Genomic DNA, 12,503 nt, shown 5'->3' with positions numbered 1-12,503 from the left:
CGGATTGAGCAAATCGGCGTGGATCGTGGGCGGGGTTCTGTTGGCCACCCTGGGCGCTGATTTGGCGTGGGCGCAAGCCCCCAGTCCGTCGGGTGGCATCTACACCTGCGTGGACCGCAATGGCCGGCGCCTGACGGCCGACCGTCCGATTGCTGAATGCCTGGACCGCGAGCAGCGCGAACTCGGGCCCTCGGGCATTGTGCGGCGGCAAATTGGCCCTTCTCTGACCGAGCAGGAGCGCGCCGCGCAAGAGGCCCAGCGCCGCAAGGAGGCCGAAGCCCGTGCCCGCGAGCTGGAGGAGCGCCGCCGCGAACGCGCGCTGACCGCCCGTTACCCGGACAAGGCAGCACACGATGTGGAGCGCGCTGCGGCCATCCAACTGGTGGACGATGTGACCGCCACCGCCGAAAAGCGCCTGGTCGAGCTGACACAGCAGCGCAAGGCCTTTGACGTCGAGATGGAGTTCTACAAGAAGGACCCCAGCAAGGCGCCGATGTCGCTGCGCCGCAAGATTGCCGAGAACGAAGATAGCATTGCCGAGCAGCAGCGGTTCATTGCCGGGCAAGACCAGGAAAAGCGCCGCGTGCACCAGCGGTTTGACGTGGAGCTGGCCCAGTTGCGCAAGCTGTGGGAGGCGCAGCGCATGCCCCTGCCGGGCGCAACGCCCGCCAGCGATGCCGCTGCACCCGCCGCCACGCGGTAGGGCCATGCGCTGAGAGCGCTCCCGTCGCCTGCGCCGTTCACCAGTAGATCCAAACAATAAAGGGCCTCGCGGCCCTTTGTTGTTGGTGTTACCGCCGATCGGCGTGCGTCAGCCCGCCAGCTTGGCGCGCAGCAGCTCGTTGACCTGCGTCGGGTTGGCCTTGCCCTTGCTGGCTTTCATGATCTGGCCCACCAGCGCATTGAACGCCTTGTCCTTGCCCGCACGGAACTGCGCCACGTTGTCGGGGTTGGCGGCAATCACCTCGTCGATGATCTTCTCCAGCGCGCCAGAGTCGTTCATCTGCTTGAGACCCTTGGATTCGATGACGGCGTCTACGTCGTTCGACTCCCCGGTCCACAGCGCATCAAACACCTGCTTGGCGGCATTGTTGGAGATGGTGCCGTCGGCAATGCGGCCGATCAATGTGGCCAGCTGCGCTGCAGTCACGGGAGCCTGCTCGATACCGGTCTCTGTCATGTTCAGGCGGCGCGACACCTCGCCCATGATCCAGTTGCTGGTCAGCTTGGGCTGGCCGTAGGCCTTGGCGGCCGCTTCAAAGTACGCCGCCATGGCCTTGCTCTGCGTGAGCGTGGTGGCGTCGTACTCGGGCAGGCCATAGTCCGCCACAAAGCGTGCCGCCATGGTGCGGGGCAATTCAGCCATCTGCGCCCGTTCTTCCTGCACCCACTGCTCTGAAATGTGGAGCGGAGGCAGGTCGGGATCGGGGAAGTAGCGGTAATCCGCCGCATCTTCCTTGGTGCGCATCGCGCGGGTCTCGCCCGTGTCGGGGTCGAACAGCACGGTGGCCTGCTGGATCGCGTGGCCGTCTTCGATCTGCTCGATCTGCCAGCGGATTTCGTAGTCAATGGCCTGCTGCATGAACTTGAACGAGTTCAGGTTCTTGATCTCGCGGCGTGTGCCCAGGGGCTGGCCGGGCTTGCGCACCGACACGTTGGCGTCGCAGCGGAAACTGCCTTCCTGCATGTTGCCGTCGCAGATGCCGATCCACGTCACGATCTTGTGCAGTTCCTTGGCATAGGCCACGGCCTCTTCGCTACTGCGGATGTCGGGCTCGGTCACGATCTCCAGCAGGGGCGTCCCGGCGCGGTTCAGGTCGATGCCCGACTGGCCGATGAAGTCTTCGTGCAGCGACTTGCCGGCGTCTTCTTCGAGGTGGGCACGCACCAGGCGCACGGTCTTCTTTTCGTCGCCCAGGAAGAACGACACCTCGCCGCCTTGCACGACCGGGATCTCGAACTGGCTGATCTGGTAGCCCTTGGGCAGGTCGGGGTAGAAGTAGTTCTTGCGCGCAAAAATGCTCACGGGTGCAATGTGGGAGCCGAGCGCCAGTCCTAATTTGATAGCACAGGCCACGGCCTCGCGGTTCATCACGGGCAGGGTACCGGGCAGGGCCAGGTCCACCGCGCAGGCCTGCGTGTTGGGCTCGGCGCCAAAGGCGGTGGCGGCGCGGCTGAAGATCTTGCTCTTTGTGGCGAGCTGGGTGTGGGTTTCGAAGCCGATGACGACTTCGTAGCCATGGATCAGTTTGGCGGTCATGTCAGAAGCCCTCCGGACGGCGGAGGTGGAAATCGGTGGCTTGCTGCAGGCGGTGCGCAGCGTTCAGGAGGCGGGCTTCCTGGAAGTAGTTGCCCAGCAGCTGCAGGCCCACAGGCATACCGCCTTCGCCAAAACCAGCGGGCACGCTCATGCCGGGCAGGCCAGCCAGCGAGCCGGGCAGCGTGAAGATGTCGGCCATGTAGTCGGCCAGCGGGTCGTTGCCGTGGTCACCCAGCTTCCAGGCCACGGTGGGTGCCACCGGGCCGGCGATGATGTCGCACTCCTTGAACGCGTTCTGGAAGTCGTCGGCGATCATGCGGCGAATCTTCTGCGCCTGCAGGTAGTAGGCGTCGTAGTAGCCGTGGCTCAGCACATAGGCGCCGATCATGATGCGGCGCTTGACCTCGTCGCCAAAACCTTCGGCACGGGTCTTCTTGTACATGTCCACCAGGTCGGTGTAGTCCTTGGCGCGGTGGCCGAACTTCACGCCGTCAAAGCGGCTCAGGTTGGACGACGCCTCGGCCGGGGCAATGATGTAGTACACCGGGATGGCCAGCTGCGTGCGCGGCAGGCTGATGGGCACGAGCTTGGCGCCGAGCTTTTCGTATTCTTTCAGGGCGCCATCCACGGCGGAGCGCACATCGGGTGCCAGGCCTTCGCCAAAGAACTCGGCGGGGATGCCGATGCGCAGGCCGTCGATGCTGTCGTTGAGCTTGGCGCTGAAATTTTCGGCAGGCACATCGAGCGACGTGGAGTCGCGGTCCGGGTCCGGGCCGCACATGGCGGACAGCAGCAGCGCGCAGTCTTCGGCCGAGCGGGCCATGGGGCCGGCCTGATCGAGGCTGGAAGCGAAAGCGATCATGCCGTAGCGGCTGGCGCGGCCATAGGTGGGCTTGATGCCGGTGATGCCGCAAAACGAGGCGGGCTGGCGGATGGAACCGCCGGTGTCGGTGCCGGTGACGGCAGGCGCCAGGCGCGCAGCCACGGCCACGGCGCTGCCGCCGGACGAGCCACCCGGAATGCGGTCGGTGGCCCAGGGGTTGCGCACGGGCGCGGGGGCGTCAAAGCCCACGGGGGCGACGGCCGAGTTCTCGTTGGCCGAGCCCATGGCGAACTCGTCGCAGTTGAGCTTGCCCAGCGTCACGGCGCCTGCGTCGGCCAGCTTGGTGACCACGGTGGCGTCAAACGGCGACTGGTAGCCCGCGAGCATCTTGGAGCCCGCGGTGCTGGGGAAGCCCTTGGTGACGAAGATGTCCTTGTGCGCAATCGGCACGCCCGCCAGGGGGCCTGGGGTGCCTGCGGCAATGGCGGCGTCCTGGGCGCGGGCCTGGGCCAGGGTGATGTCGGGGTTCACGGCCACGTAGGCGCCCAGGTTCTGATGGGCCTGTGCGCGGTCGAGGAAATGCTGGGCGGCCTCGACGGCCGAAACGCGGCGTTCGCGCAGTTCGGTGGCCAGCTGGGCCACGCCCAGGTCATGCAATGCGGTGGAAGTCATGCGGCGGGGCTCTTACTCGATCACTTTGGGCACGAGGAACAGGCCTCGTTCGACGGCGGGGGCGCTTTGCTGGTTGGCTTCGCGCTGGTTGGGCTCGCTGGCCACGTCCTCGCGCAGTCGCAGTTGCACGTCCTGAATGGCTGCCACGGGGTGGGCCAGGGGCGTGACGCCCGAAGTATCCACAGCCCGCATCTGTTCCACGATGTCAAAGAAGCCGTTGAGCTGGGTGAGCATGCGCTCACTTTCGGAAGGTGTCAGCTCAAGCCGCGCCAAGTTGGCAATGCGGCCGATGTCCTGGGGGGTCAGTGCCATAGGGAGAAAAATTGAAAGAAACCAGACGTAAAGCTGTGATCCGGCCCGCGCCGGAGGGAGTTATTCACAGGGGATGGGGTATTATCCCGGCTTTGCCGCAAAGCTCCCGGAATGGGAGTCAATTGCGTGAAAAAAGCCAATAAACACCCCCTGAAATACCTGGCGATGGCAGGCCGACGCGCATGCCGTGCCCGAGAGGACTTTTGAATGTTCGGAGCTTTCCGTCGGTACTTCTCCACCGACCTGGCCATTGACCTTGGCACAGCCAACACCCTCATCTTCGCCCGCGACAAAGGCATCGTCCTCGACGAACCTTCCGTGGTCGCCATCCGCCACGAGGGCGGCCCGCACGGCAAGAAAGTCATCCAGGCCGTAGGTCACGAGGCCAAGGCCATGCTGGGCAAGGTGCCCGGCAACATCGAAGCCATCCGCCCGATGAAGGACGGCGTGATTGCCGACTTCGTGATCACCGAGCAGATGATCAAGCAGTTCATCAAGATGGTGCACCCGCGCACGCTGTTCACCCCCAGCCCACGCATCATCATCTGCGTGCCTTGTGGCTCCACCCAGGTCGAGCGCCGCGCCATCAAGGACGCAGCCGAGGCCGCAGGCGCCACGGCGGTCTACCTGATCGAAGAACCCATGGCGGCCGGTATCGGCGCTGGTCTGCCCGTGTCGGAAGCCTCGGGCTCCATGGTGGTGGACATCGGCGGTGGCACCACCGAGGTCGGCGTGATCTCGCTGGGCGGCATGGTTTACAAGGGCAGCGTCCGCGTGGGCGGTGACAAGTTCGACGAGGCGATCATCAGCTACATCCGCCGCAACTACGGCATGCTGATCGGTGAGCCCACGGCCGAAGCCATCAAGAAGAACATCGGCTCGGCCTTCCCCGGCTCCGAAGTACGCGAGATGGAAGTCAAGGGCCGCAACCTGTCCGAAGGCGTGCCACGCAGCTTCACCATCTCCAGCAATGAAGTGCTGGAAGCCCTGACTGACCCGCTCAACCAGATCGTCTCAGCCGTGAAGAACGCGCTGGAACAAACCCCCCCCGAGCTGGGCGCCGACATTGCCGACCGCGGCATGATGCTCACCGGTGGCGGCGCGCTGCTGCGTGACCTGGACCGCCTGCTGGCCGAAGAAACCGGCCTGCCCGTGCTGGTGGCCGAAGACCCGCTGACCTGCGTGGTGCGCGGCTGCGGCATCGCCCTGGAGCGCATGGACCGCCTGGGCAGCATTTTCACGAGCGAGTAAGTCGGCAGGCCTGTATGCTGCAGGCACTTTTTTTGCGCTCCGAATTGCATGACTGCCCCTGCTCCAATGCTTGTTTCTGAGCACCCGCCCGTGGAGCCCGCTCCCCGCGGCAGACACTGACCGCTGCGCACCATGCCCCTGGGTACTCTGGAGCGCAGCGCTCCCCCTTTCTTCAAACAGGGCCCTTCGGCCCTGTCGCGTTTGGCCGTGTTCAGTGCGCTGGCGCTGTTCCTCATGGTGGCTGACGCACGCTTTCAGATTACCGGCCCCTTCCGTCAGGCCGTGGCTACGGTGCTGTACCCGGTGCAGTGGCTCATGCTGCAGCCGGTGGAATTTGCGAGCCACGGGCGCAGTTATTTTCAGTCGCTGCAAACCGCACAAGAAGACCTGGACGCCGCCCGCAAGAAGATGACCGTGATGGGCCAGCGTGCCAACCAGGCCGACCAGCTGGCCATGGAAAACCAGCGGCTGCGCAAACTGCTGGAACTGCGCGACCGGCTGCAGACACCCGCTCAGGCGGCCGAGGTGATCTACGACACCGCCGATCCCTACACGCGCCGTGTGGTGCTGGACCGGGGGCAACTGGGCGGCGTGGAGCTGGGCGCTCCCGTGATGGACGAAGCGGGCGTGCTGGGCCAGGTGACCCGCGTGTTCCCGCTGGTCAGCGAAGTCACGCTGCTGGTGGACCGCGACCAGGCGATCCCGGTGTTGAACATCCGCACCGGCGTGCGCGGCGTGGCCTATGGGGACCCGGTGGCAGGCCATGGTGGCGGCATGGAGCTGCGCTTCATGCCCGCCAATGCTGACATCCGCGAAGACGACCTGCTGACCACGAGCGGCGTGGACGGCTTGTACGCCCCCGGCCTGCCCGTGGCGCGTGTGGTGAAGGTGGAGCGCCGGGCCGACTCTGCCTTTGCGCGCATCTACTGCGCGCCACTGGCCCAGGTACAGGGCGCGCGCCACGTGGTGGTGCTCAAGCCGCTGGGCGACAACGAATTGCCCCGCCCGGATGCTGCCCCGGCCGCGCCTGCGACCAAACGCGGAGGCCGCAAATGAGCCTCTGCCTCACCCTGATGACACCGATACAAGGAGGCCCGCGATGATCATGCCGCGGGGTGAGCCCCTGTTGATGCCGGTGAACCCGGTGTTCATCTGGGCCAGTCTGGCTGCGGGCCTGGCCATCAACATGCTGCCGCTGGGCCGCGTGGTGTGGATGCCCGATCTGCTGATGGTGCTGCTGGTGTTCTGGGGCGTGCACCAGCCGCTGCGCATTGGCATGGGCGCGGCGTTTGTGCTGGGCCTGTGCATGGACGTGAGCCAGTCTGCGCTGCTGGGTCAGCACGCGCTGTCCTACACCGTGCTGTCGTTTGGCGCCATCGCCATCCACCGCCGTTTGCTGTGGTTCAGCGTGCCGTCGCAGGCGCTGCAGGTGTTTCCGTTGTTTGCGATTGCCCATGCCATCGAGCTGATGCTGCGCATGGCGGCTGGCGGAATTTTCCCGGGGTTCTGGAGCTTTCTGGCCCCGTTCCTGGAGGCGCTGCTGTGGCCCCTGGCCAGCTGGGTGCTGCTGGCACCCCAGCGCCGCCCGCCTGACAGCGACCAGAACCGGCCTTTGTGACATGACGCACCGTGTGAGCTGCTTCGCGTCGTTGTGCTGGGCTGCGCCTGTGGCGCGGTCTTCTGCGTCCGTGTGGCGCCCGGGAGTTGGCGCATGACCGAGGTGCGCAGCAGCGAAGCCGACGCCTCGCGATTCCGGGTCCGCGCCGTGGTGGTGGGCCTGGTGGTGATGGCAGCGTTCTGCCTGGTGGCGGCGCGCCTGGTGTACCTGCAGGTGGTGCGCCATGAGGACCTGGCGGCCCAGGCCGAAAGCAACCGTACGGCCGTGGTGCCCATCGTGCCCAACCGGGGGCTCATCCTGGACCGCAACGGCGTGGTGCTGGCCACCAACTACTCGGCCTACACGTTGGAGATCACGCCCTCGCGCGCGGGGGGGCTGGACGAGACCATCGACGCCCTCTCCAAGGTGGTAGACATCCAGGCGCGCGATCGCCGCCGGTTCAAGCGACTCATGGAAGAGTCGCGCAACTTCGAATCCCTGCCCATCCGCACCCGCTTGACCGACCAGGAGGTGGCGCGGTTCACCGCCCAGCGCTACCGCTTTCCGGGCGTGGACATCAAGGCGCGGCTGTTCCGCAACTACCCGCTGGGCGACGTAGCGAGCCATGCCATTGGCTACATTGGCCGCATCAACCAGACCGAGAAGGCGCGCATCCAGGACTCGGAAGACGAGGCCAACTACCGGGGCACGGAGTACATCGGCAAGCTGGGCATCGAGCACAGCTTCGAGTCGGCCTTGCATGGCGCCACGGGCGTGGAGCAGATGGAAACCTCGGCGGGTGGGCGTGCCGTGCGCAAGCTCTCCAGCCACGCAGCCACACCGGGCGACAGCGTGATGCTGTCCATCGACATCAAGCTGCAAAAACTCATCGAAGACCTGTATGGCACCCGCCGGGGCGCGCTGGTGGCCATCGACCCGCGCAATGGCGAGATCCTGGCGCTGGTGAGCAAGCCCACCTTCGACCCCAACCTGTTCGTGGAGGGCATCGACGCTGAAAACTGGGCCGCACTCAACGAGTCCATCGACAAGCCACTGCTCAACCGCGCCCTGCGCGGCACCTACCCGCCCGGCTCCACCTACAAGCCCTTCATGGCCCTGGCGGCCCTGCAGCTGAACAAGCGCTCGCCCAGCCTGGTGGTGAACGACCCCGGCTTCTACACCTTTGGCGGCCACACCTTCCGCAGCCACGAAGGCGGCCTGGGCGGTGTGGACATGCACCGCGCCATCCAGTTCTCCAGCAACACCTACTTTTATTCCCTGGCCGTGGACATGGGCGTGGATGCGATCCACGACTTCATGAAGCCGCTGGGTTTCGGCCAGTCCACGGGCATCGACCTCAACGGCGAAGTGCGGGGCACCCTGCCCAGCACCGAGTGGAAGCGCAACACCTACAAGCGCGCTGACATGAAGCGCTGGTTCCCGGGCGAAACCGTGTCGTTGGGCATTGGCCAGGGCTACAACAACTTCACCATGCTGCAGCTGGCGCTGGCCGAGGCCACGCTGGCCAACGGCGGCATCCGCTACCGCCCGCACATGGCCAAGGCGGTGAAGAACTCGGTCACCGGCGCCATCACCGAAATCGTGCAGCCCCCCGGCGTCAACTTGGGCTACCTGCCCAAGAACGTGGAACTGGTGCGCAATGCCCTGGTGGCCGTGAACAAGGGTGGCACGGGCACGCGGGTGTTCATGGGCGCGCCCTACACCTCGGCGGGCAAGACGGGCACCGCCCAGGCCGTGAGCCTGGGCCAGAACGTGAAGTACAACGCCAAGGCGCTGGAAGAGCACCAGCGTGATCACTCGCTGTTCGCCGCGTTCGCTCCCGCCGAAAACCCCACCATCGCCCTGGCGGCCATTGTGGAGAACGCCGGCTTTGGCGCCGCCCACGCAGCCCCGATTGCGCGGCGCGTGTTTGACTACTGGCTGATGGGCGAATACCCCAGCGAAGAAGACATTGCCGCCGTACAAAAGGGCCAGGCCAGTGCGCCCATCGGCAAGCCCCGCAAGGCCAGCGAGGTGCCGCTGGTGGCGCCATGATCAGACGCTAGGTTGCTATAAAAATCATAGCTTTTGGTGCAATATCGACTGGCGCTACCGGCTTATTTTGCTTCCAAAGTGCCCGTCAGGCGCTGGCGGTGCGCGGTGACGGCTGGATTTGGCTGAACACCAGGGCCGCCACAATCAGCGCCGCACCGCTCAGCCCGGCCCAGCCCAGCTGTTCGCCCAGCAACACCCACGCCGTGAGCGCGGCAAACACCGGCTCCAGCCCGAACACGATGGCGCTGCGCATGGCGTCCACACGCTGCTGGCCCCAGGCCTGCAGCGTCACCACCACCACACTGGCCAGAAGGCCCAGGTACAGCAAGGCCAGCAGGGCGTCCACCGGCAGGTGGGCCGCAGCGCGCAGCCAGTCCATGTTGCCGCTTTGCACCAGCAGCAGCGCGGTGGAGGCCAGGGCCATCACCGTGGCCTGGGCGGCGGCCATGCGGGTGGCGCGCAGGGGCTGTGCGGCCGTGCGGCGCGCGCATTCCTCCAGCGCCAGGATGTACAGCGCATAGAACACGGTGCTGGCCAGTGTCAGCGTATCGCCAAGGTTCCAGGGCTCGTTCTCGTGGAACATCAGTGCCATGCCCGCCAGCGCCATCCCGCAGGCGGCCCACAGGCGCCAGCCATAGCGCCGCCCGAGGAAGGCCATGGCGATCAGCGGCACCACCAGGACGTTCAGGCCGGTCACAAACGCATTGCGGTTGCTGCTGGTGCGCGCGAGACCCTCGATCTGCAGCCAGAACGCCAGGAACAGCAGCAAGCCCAAAGCGCAGCCCCAGCGCCGCTCGTGGCGCAGCATGCCGCGCCACAGCGGTGCCAGCACCAGCAGCGCAATCACGAAGCGCAGCCAGATGATCTGCAGCGCGTCCAGGTGCTCCGAGAGCAGTTTCATGGCCGGGAAGGTGGTGCCCCACACCACGGTCACGGCCAGCAGGGCCATCAGGCCCCAGCGTTCAGTGCGCATCGACAAATTCCTCAATACCAAAAAGAAAAAAGGGCCGCCGGTTGCCCGGGCGGCCTTTGCAGTGCGGCGCGGATTCTGATCAGTGGCTGACCTGGCCCAGGAACGCGCGGATGCGGTCGTTGGCCGGGTTGCTGAAGAACTCCTGCGGCGGCGCATCGTGCGCGATGCGGCCCTGGTCGAAGAACATCACGCGGTCGGCCACCTCGCGCGCAAAGCCCATTTCGTGGGTGACCACGATCATGGTCATGCCGCCACGGGCCAGGCTGCGCATCACGTCCAGCACTTCCTTGACCATCTCTGGGTCCAGCGCCGAGGTGGGCTCGTCAAACAGCATCACCTTGGGTTGCATGGCCAGCGCCCGGGCAATGGCCACCCGCTGCTGCTGCCCGCCCGACAGTTGCCACGGGTACTTGTGCGCGTGGTCCTGCATGCCCACGCGGCGCAGCAGCTGCATGGCTTCGTCGTTGGCCTGAGGGCGTGGTGTTTTGCGAATGCGGCGCGGCGCCAGCGTCACGTTGTCCAGCACGCTCATGTGGCCGAACAGGTTGAACTGCTGGAACACCATGCCCACCTCGCAGCGCTGGCGCTGCAGAGTGGCGTGGTCGTCGCTCACCTCCACGCCGTCAATGGTGATGCGCCCGCTGTCGTGGGGCTCCAGGCGGTTGATGGCACGCAGCAGCGTGCTCTTGCCCGAGCCGGAGGCACCGATGATCACCGTGACCTCGCCGGTGTGGAACACGGTGGACACGTCCTTGAGCACCTGGTGTGCGCCAAACGACTTGCACACCCGCTCGGCCACGATGTAGGGCTTGGGCTGGTTCGTCGTCGCGGTCATCGGTTGCGCCCTTCCACGTCAAAGCGGTATTCGACGGCGTTGGAGATCTGCGTGACCAGCGTGGTCAGCAGCAGGTAGGTGATGGCCACCGTGGTCAGCGTGGCGATGGGCTGGAAGGTGGCCGACTGGATGCGGTTGCCCACGTTGGTCAGCTCCACCACACCAATAGCGTAGGCCAGCGACGAGTCCTTGAGTAGCGCCACGAAGTTGCTCACCAGCGGCGGCAGCGAGATCTTGAACGCCTGCGGAAACACCACATCCATGAACACATGCATGCGGCCCAGGCCCAGCGCCCGGGCGGCCTCGGTTTGGCCGCGTGGCACGGCCAGCAGCCCGGCGCGCAGCGCTTCAGCGTTGTACGCGCCCACGTTCAGCCCCAGGGCCACGACGGCGGCGGCAAAGTCTGGCAGGTTCAACCCGGGCACCAGCACCGGCAGGGCAAAGTACACAAACAGGATCTGCACCAAGAGCGGGGTGCCGCGAATGGCCCAGATGTACACGCCAGCAATCCAACGCACGGGCGTCCAGCGGGCCGTGCGGGCCAGCGCCGCGGCCGTGCCCAGCACCAGGCCCACGGCCCCGCTGACCAGCGTGAGCCAGAGCGTGGTTCGCGCACCTTCAGAGAACGCCTGGGCGTTGGGGCCAATGGGGTCGGGAAAGAACGACAGCAATTGGCCCAGCAGCGAGAGGGCCAGCACCATCACGACCAGTGCAGCGACCAGCGTGGCATTGCTGCGCTGCTGTCGGGACCAGCCTTGTGGCCAAAGAGCGAGAAGCATGGATCAGACGACCATACGGTCTTGGTTGGAAATCGGACTGGGGCAGGGCGATCATGCACCCGTCACCAGAAATGGCAAAGGGTGCGCAGCAGGCCCGAGCCTTCTGCGCACCCCATGGGCCATCACATCAGTTGCAGCGCACGTCTTCGTTGAAGTACTTCTTGGAGACGGCGGCGTAGCTGCCATCGGCCAGCACTTCGGTGAACGCCTTGTTCCAGGCATCGGCCAGGCCGGTGTTGCCCTTGGCCATGGCGGGGGCGATGCGCTCGATGAACAGCATGTCGCCCAGCTTGAAGCCGGCCTTGGCGTTCTTGGCAGCGGCTTCCTTGGCCACGAACTTGTCGCTGACCCAGGCGTCCACGCGCTTGGAGATCAGGGCGCGCTGGGCGTCGGTGTCTTGCGGGAAGTTCTTCACTTCCTTCACGCCGCTGACCTTCTTGACCTGCTCCAGGTAGCTGGTGCCGGTCTGCACGGCCACGACCTTGCCGGTCAGGTCCTTCGCGTTGCGGATCTTGTCGTCCATGGCCACGATGATGCCGCCCGAGCAGTAGTGGGGGTTGGCAAAGGTCACGGCCTTGGAGCGCTCGTCGGTCACGCCGTGCGAGGCGATCACGGCGTCCCAGCGGTTCTGGCCCAGGCCGGTCAGCAGGGCGTCAAAGCCCAGGGTCTTCCATTCGAGCTTGAGGCCCATCTTCTTGACCACCAGCTCTGCCACTTCCACCTCAAAACCCGTCAGCTTGGTGCCTTCGAAATAGTTGAAGGGGGCGAACTGGCCCTCGGTGGCCACGATGATCTTGCCGTCTTTCTTGATTTCGTCCAGCGTGCGGGCCTGGACGGCGAGGGCAGCGCACAGCGCCACGGCGGTGACAACGGCAGACTTGAAAAATTGCATGACAGGTTCCTGTGGGGGTGGTTCAGGTACAAAAAATCCGGCCTGCGGGTAGGC

The 12,503-nt window shown here is 65.7% G+C and carries 12 protein-coding genes; 5 read left to right on the top strand and 7 right to left on the bottom strand.

What is annotated here, in order from left to right; all coding sequences use genetic code 11:
- Nucleotides 1–4: 4 nt before the first annotated feature.
- Nucleotides 5–703 carry a DUF4124 domain-containing protein gene (locus DNK89_RS12940; protein WP_110960441.1) on the top strand — a complete coding sequence of 233 codons (699 nt, stop codon included), beginning with the start codon at nt 5–7 and terminating at the stop codon, nt 701–703.
- 108 nt (nt 704–811) lie between these two features.
- Here the strand turns inward: DNK89_RS12940 and gatB are convergent, their stop codons facing one another.
- From gatB to gatC, 3 genes are read right to left on the bottom strand one after another with little or no spacing between them, the layout of a single operon-like run.
- The gene (gene gatB, locus DNK89_RS12935; RefSeq protein WP_110960440.1) at nt 812–2,260 is read right to left on the bottom strand and encodes an Asp-tRNA(Asn)/Glu-tRNA(Gln) amidotransferase subunit GatB; all 1,449 of its coding nucleotides are present in this window, start codon (nt 2,258–2,260) and stop codon (nt 812–814) included.
- Nucleotide 2,261: 1 nt separating this feature from the next.
- Nucleotides 2,262–3,755, bottom strand: coding sequence for an Asp-tRNA(Asn)/Glu-tRNA(Gln) amidotransferase subunit GatA (gatA, locus tag DNK89_RS12930; RefSeq protein ID WP_110960439.1), 1,494 nt, complete (start codon nt 3,753–3,755; stop codon nt 2,262–2,264).
- 12 nt (nt 3,756–3,767) lie between these two features.
- The gene (gatC, locus tag DNK89_RS12925; RefSeq protein ID WP_094290150.1) at nt 3,768–4,067 is read right to left on the bottom strand and encodes an Asp-tRNA(Asn)/Glu-tRNA(Gln) amidotransferase subunit GatC; all 300 of its coding nucleotides are present in this window, start codon (nt 4,065–4,067) and stop codon (nt 3,768–3,770) included.
- A gap of 207 nt (nt 4,068–4,274) precedes the next feature.
- Between gatC and DNK89_RS12920 the strand changes: the two genes are divergently transcribed.
- From DNK89_RS12920 to mrdA, 4 genes are all read left to right on the top strand, one after another.
- Nucleotides 4,275–5,318 (top strand): rod shape-determining protein, encoded by a 1,044-nt coding sequence (locus DNK89_RS12920; protein WP_008907364.1) that lies wholly within the window; start codon nt 4,275–4,277, stop codon nt 5,316–5,318.
- 132 nt (nt 5,319–5,450) lie between these two features.
- Complete coding sequence (mreC, locus tag DNK89_RS12915) at nt 5,451–6,374, top strand: rod shape-determining protein MreC (protein ID WP_060986583.1); 924 nt, start codon at nt 5,451–5,453, stop codon at nt 6,372–6,374.
- Between the two features lie 43 nt (nt 6,375–6,417).
- Nucleotides 6,418–6,936 carry a rod shape-determining protein MreD gene (gene mreD, locus DNK89_RS12910; RefSeq protein WP_015012147.1) on the top strand — a complete coding sequence of 173 codons (519 nt, stop codon included), beginning with the start codon at nt 6,418–6,420 and terminating at the stop codon, nt 6,934–6,936.
- A 93-nt stretch (nt 6,937–7,029) separates the two neighbouring features.
- A complete protein-coding gene (gene mrdA / locus DNK89_RS12905; protein WP_110960438.1) occupies nt 7,030–8,970 on the top strand; it encodes a penicillin-binding protein 2 in 1,941 nt (646 codons plus the stop codon).
- Nucleotides 8,971–9,055: 85 nt separating this feature from the next.
- On the opposite strand, the gene DNK89_RS12900 is transcribed toward mrdA, so the two are convergent.
- From DNK89_RS12900 to DNK89_RS12885, 4 genes are all read right to left on the bottom strand, one after another.
- Complete coding sequence (locus DNK89_RS12900) at nt 9,056–9,943, bottom strand: DMT family transporter (RefSeq protein ID WP_110960437.1); 888 nt, start codon at nt 9,941–9,943, stop codon at nt 9,056–9,058.
- Between the two features lie 79 nt (nt 9,944–10,022).
- Nucleotides 10,023–10,778, bottom strand: coding sequence for an amino acid ABC transporter ATP-binding protein (locus DNK89_RS12895; RefSeq protein ID WP_015012150.1), 756 nt, complete (start codon nt 10,776–10,778; stop codon nt 10,023–10,025).
- Nucleotides 10,775–11,557, bottom strand: a complete 783-nt coding sequence (locus DNK89_RS12890; protein WP_110960436.1) for an amino acid ABC transporter permease — start codon at nt 11,555–11,557, stop codon at nt 10,775–10,777. Before DNK89_RS12890 ends, DNK89_RS12895 begins: the two co-directional genes overlap by 4 nt.
- A 127-nt stretch (nt 11,558–11,684) precedes the next feature.
- A complete protein-coding gene (locus DNK89_RS12885) occupies nt 11,685–12,449 on the bottom strand; it encodes an ABC transporter substrate-binding protein (RefSeq protein ID WP_015012152.1) in 765 nt (254 codons plus the stop codon).
- Nucleotides 12,450–12,503 lie beyond the last annotated feature (54 nt).

The sequence above is a fragment of the Acidovorax sp. ST3 genome (assembly GCF_003231145.1).
GTDB lineage: Bacteria > Pseudomonadota > Gammaproteobacteria > Burkholderiales > Burkholderiaceae_C > Acidovorax.
Note: the sequence above shows the minus strand (reverse complement) of the source record. Positions and strands in the feature narration are given on the sequence as shown.

Bases quoted from the DNA above. Each gene is read 5' to 3' on its own strand.
- gatB (WP_110960440.1), bottom strand. From the start codon at position 2,260: ATGACCGCCAAACTGATCCATGGCTACGAAGTCGTCATCGGCTTCGAA.
- gatA (WP_110960439.1), bottom strand. From the start codon at position 3,755: ATGACTTCCACCGCATTGCATGACCTGGGCGTGGCCCAGCTGGCCACC.
- gatC (WP_094290150.1), bottom strand. From the start codon at position 4,067: ATGGCACTGACCCCCCAGGACATCGGCCGCATTGCCAACTTGGCGCGG.
- DNK89_RS12920 (WP_008907364.1), top strand. From the start codon at position 4,275: ATGTTCGGAGCTTTCCGTCGGTACTTCTCCACCGACCTGGCCATTGAC.
- mreC (WP_060986583.1), top strand. From the start codon at position 5,451: ATGCCCCTGGGTACTCTGGAGCGCAGCGCTCCCCCTTTCTTCAAACAG.
- mreD (WP_015012147.1), top strand. From the start codon at position 6,418: ATGATCATGCCGCGGGGTGAGCCCCTGTTGATGCCGGTGAACCCGGTG.
- mrdA (WP_110960438.1), top strand. From the start codon at position 7,030: ATGACCGAGGTGCGCAGCAGCGAAGCCGACGCCTCGCGATTCCGGGTC.
- DNK89_RS12900 (WP_110960437.1), bottom strand. From the start codon at position 9,943: ATGCGCACTGAACGCTGGGGCCTGATGGCCCTGCTGGCCGTGACCGTG.
- DNK89_RS12895 (WP_015012150.1), bottom strand. From the start codon at position 10,778: ATGACCGCGACGACGAACCAGCCCAAGCCCTACATCGTGGCCGAGCGG.
- DNK89_RS12890 (WP_110960436.1), bottom strand. From the start codon at position 11,557: ATGCTTCTCGCTCTTTGGCCACAAGGCTGGTCCCGACAGCAGCGCAGC.
- DNK89_RS12885 (WP_015012152.1), bottom strand. From the start codon at position 12,449: ATGCAATTTTTCAAGTCTGCCGTTGTCACCGCCGTGGCGCTGTGCGCT.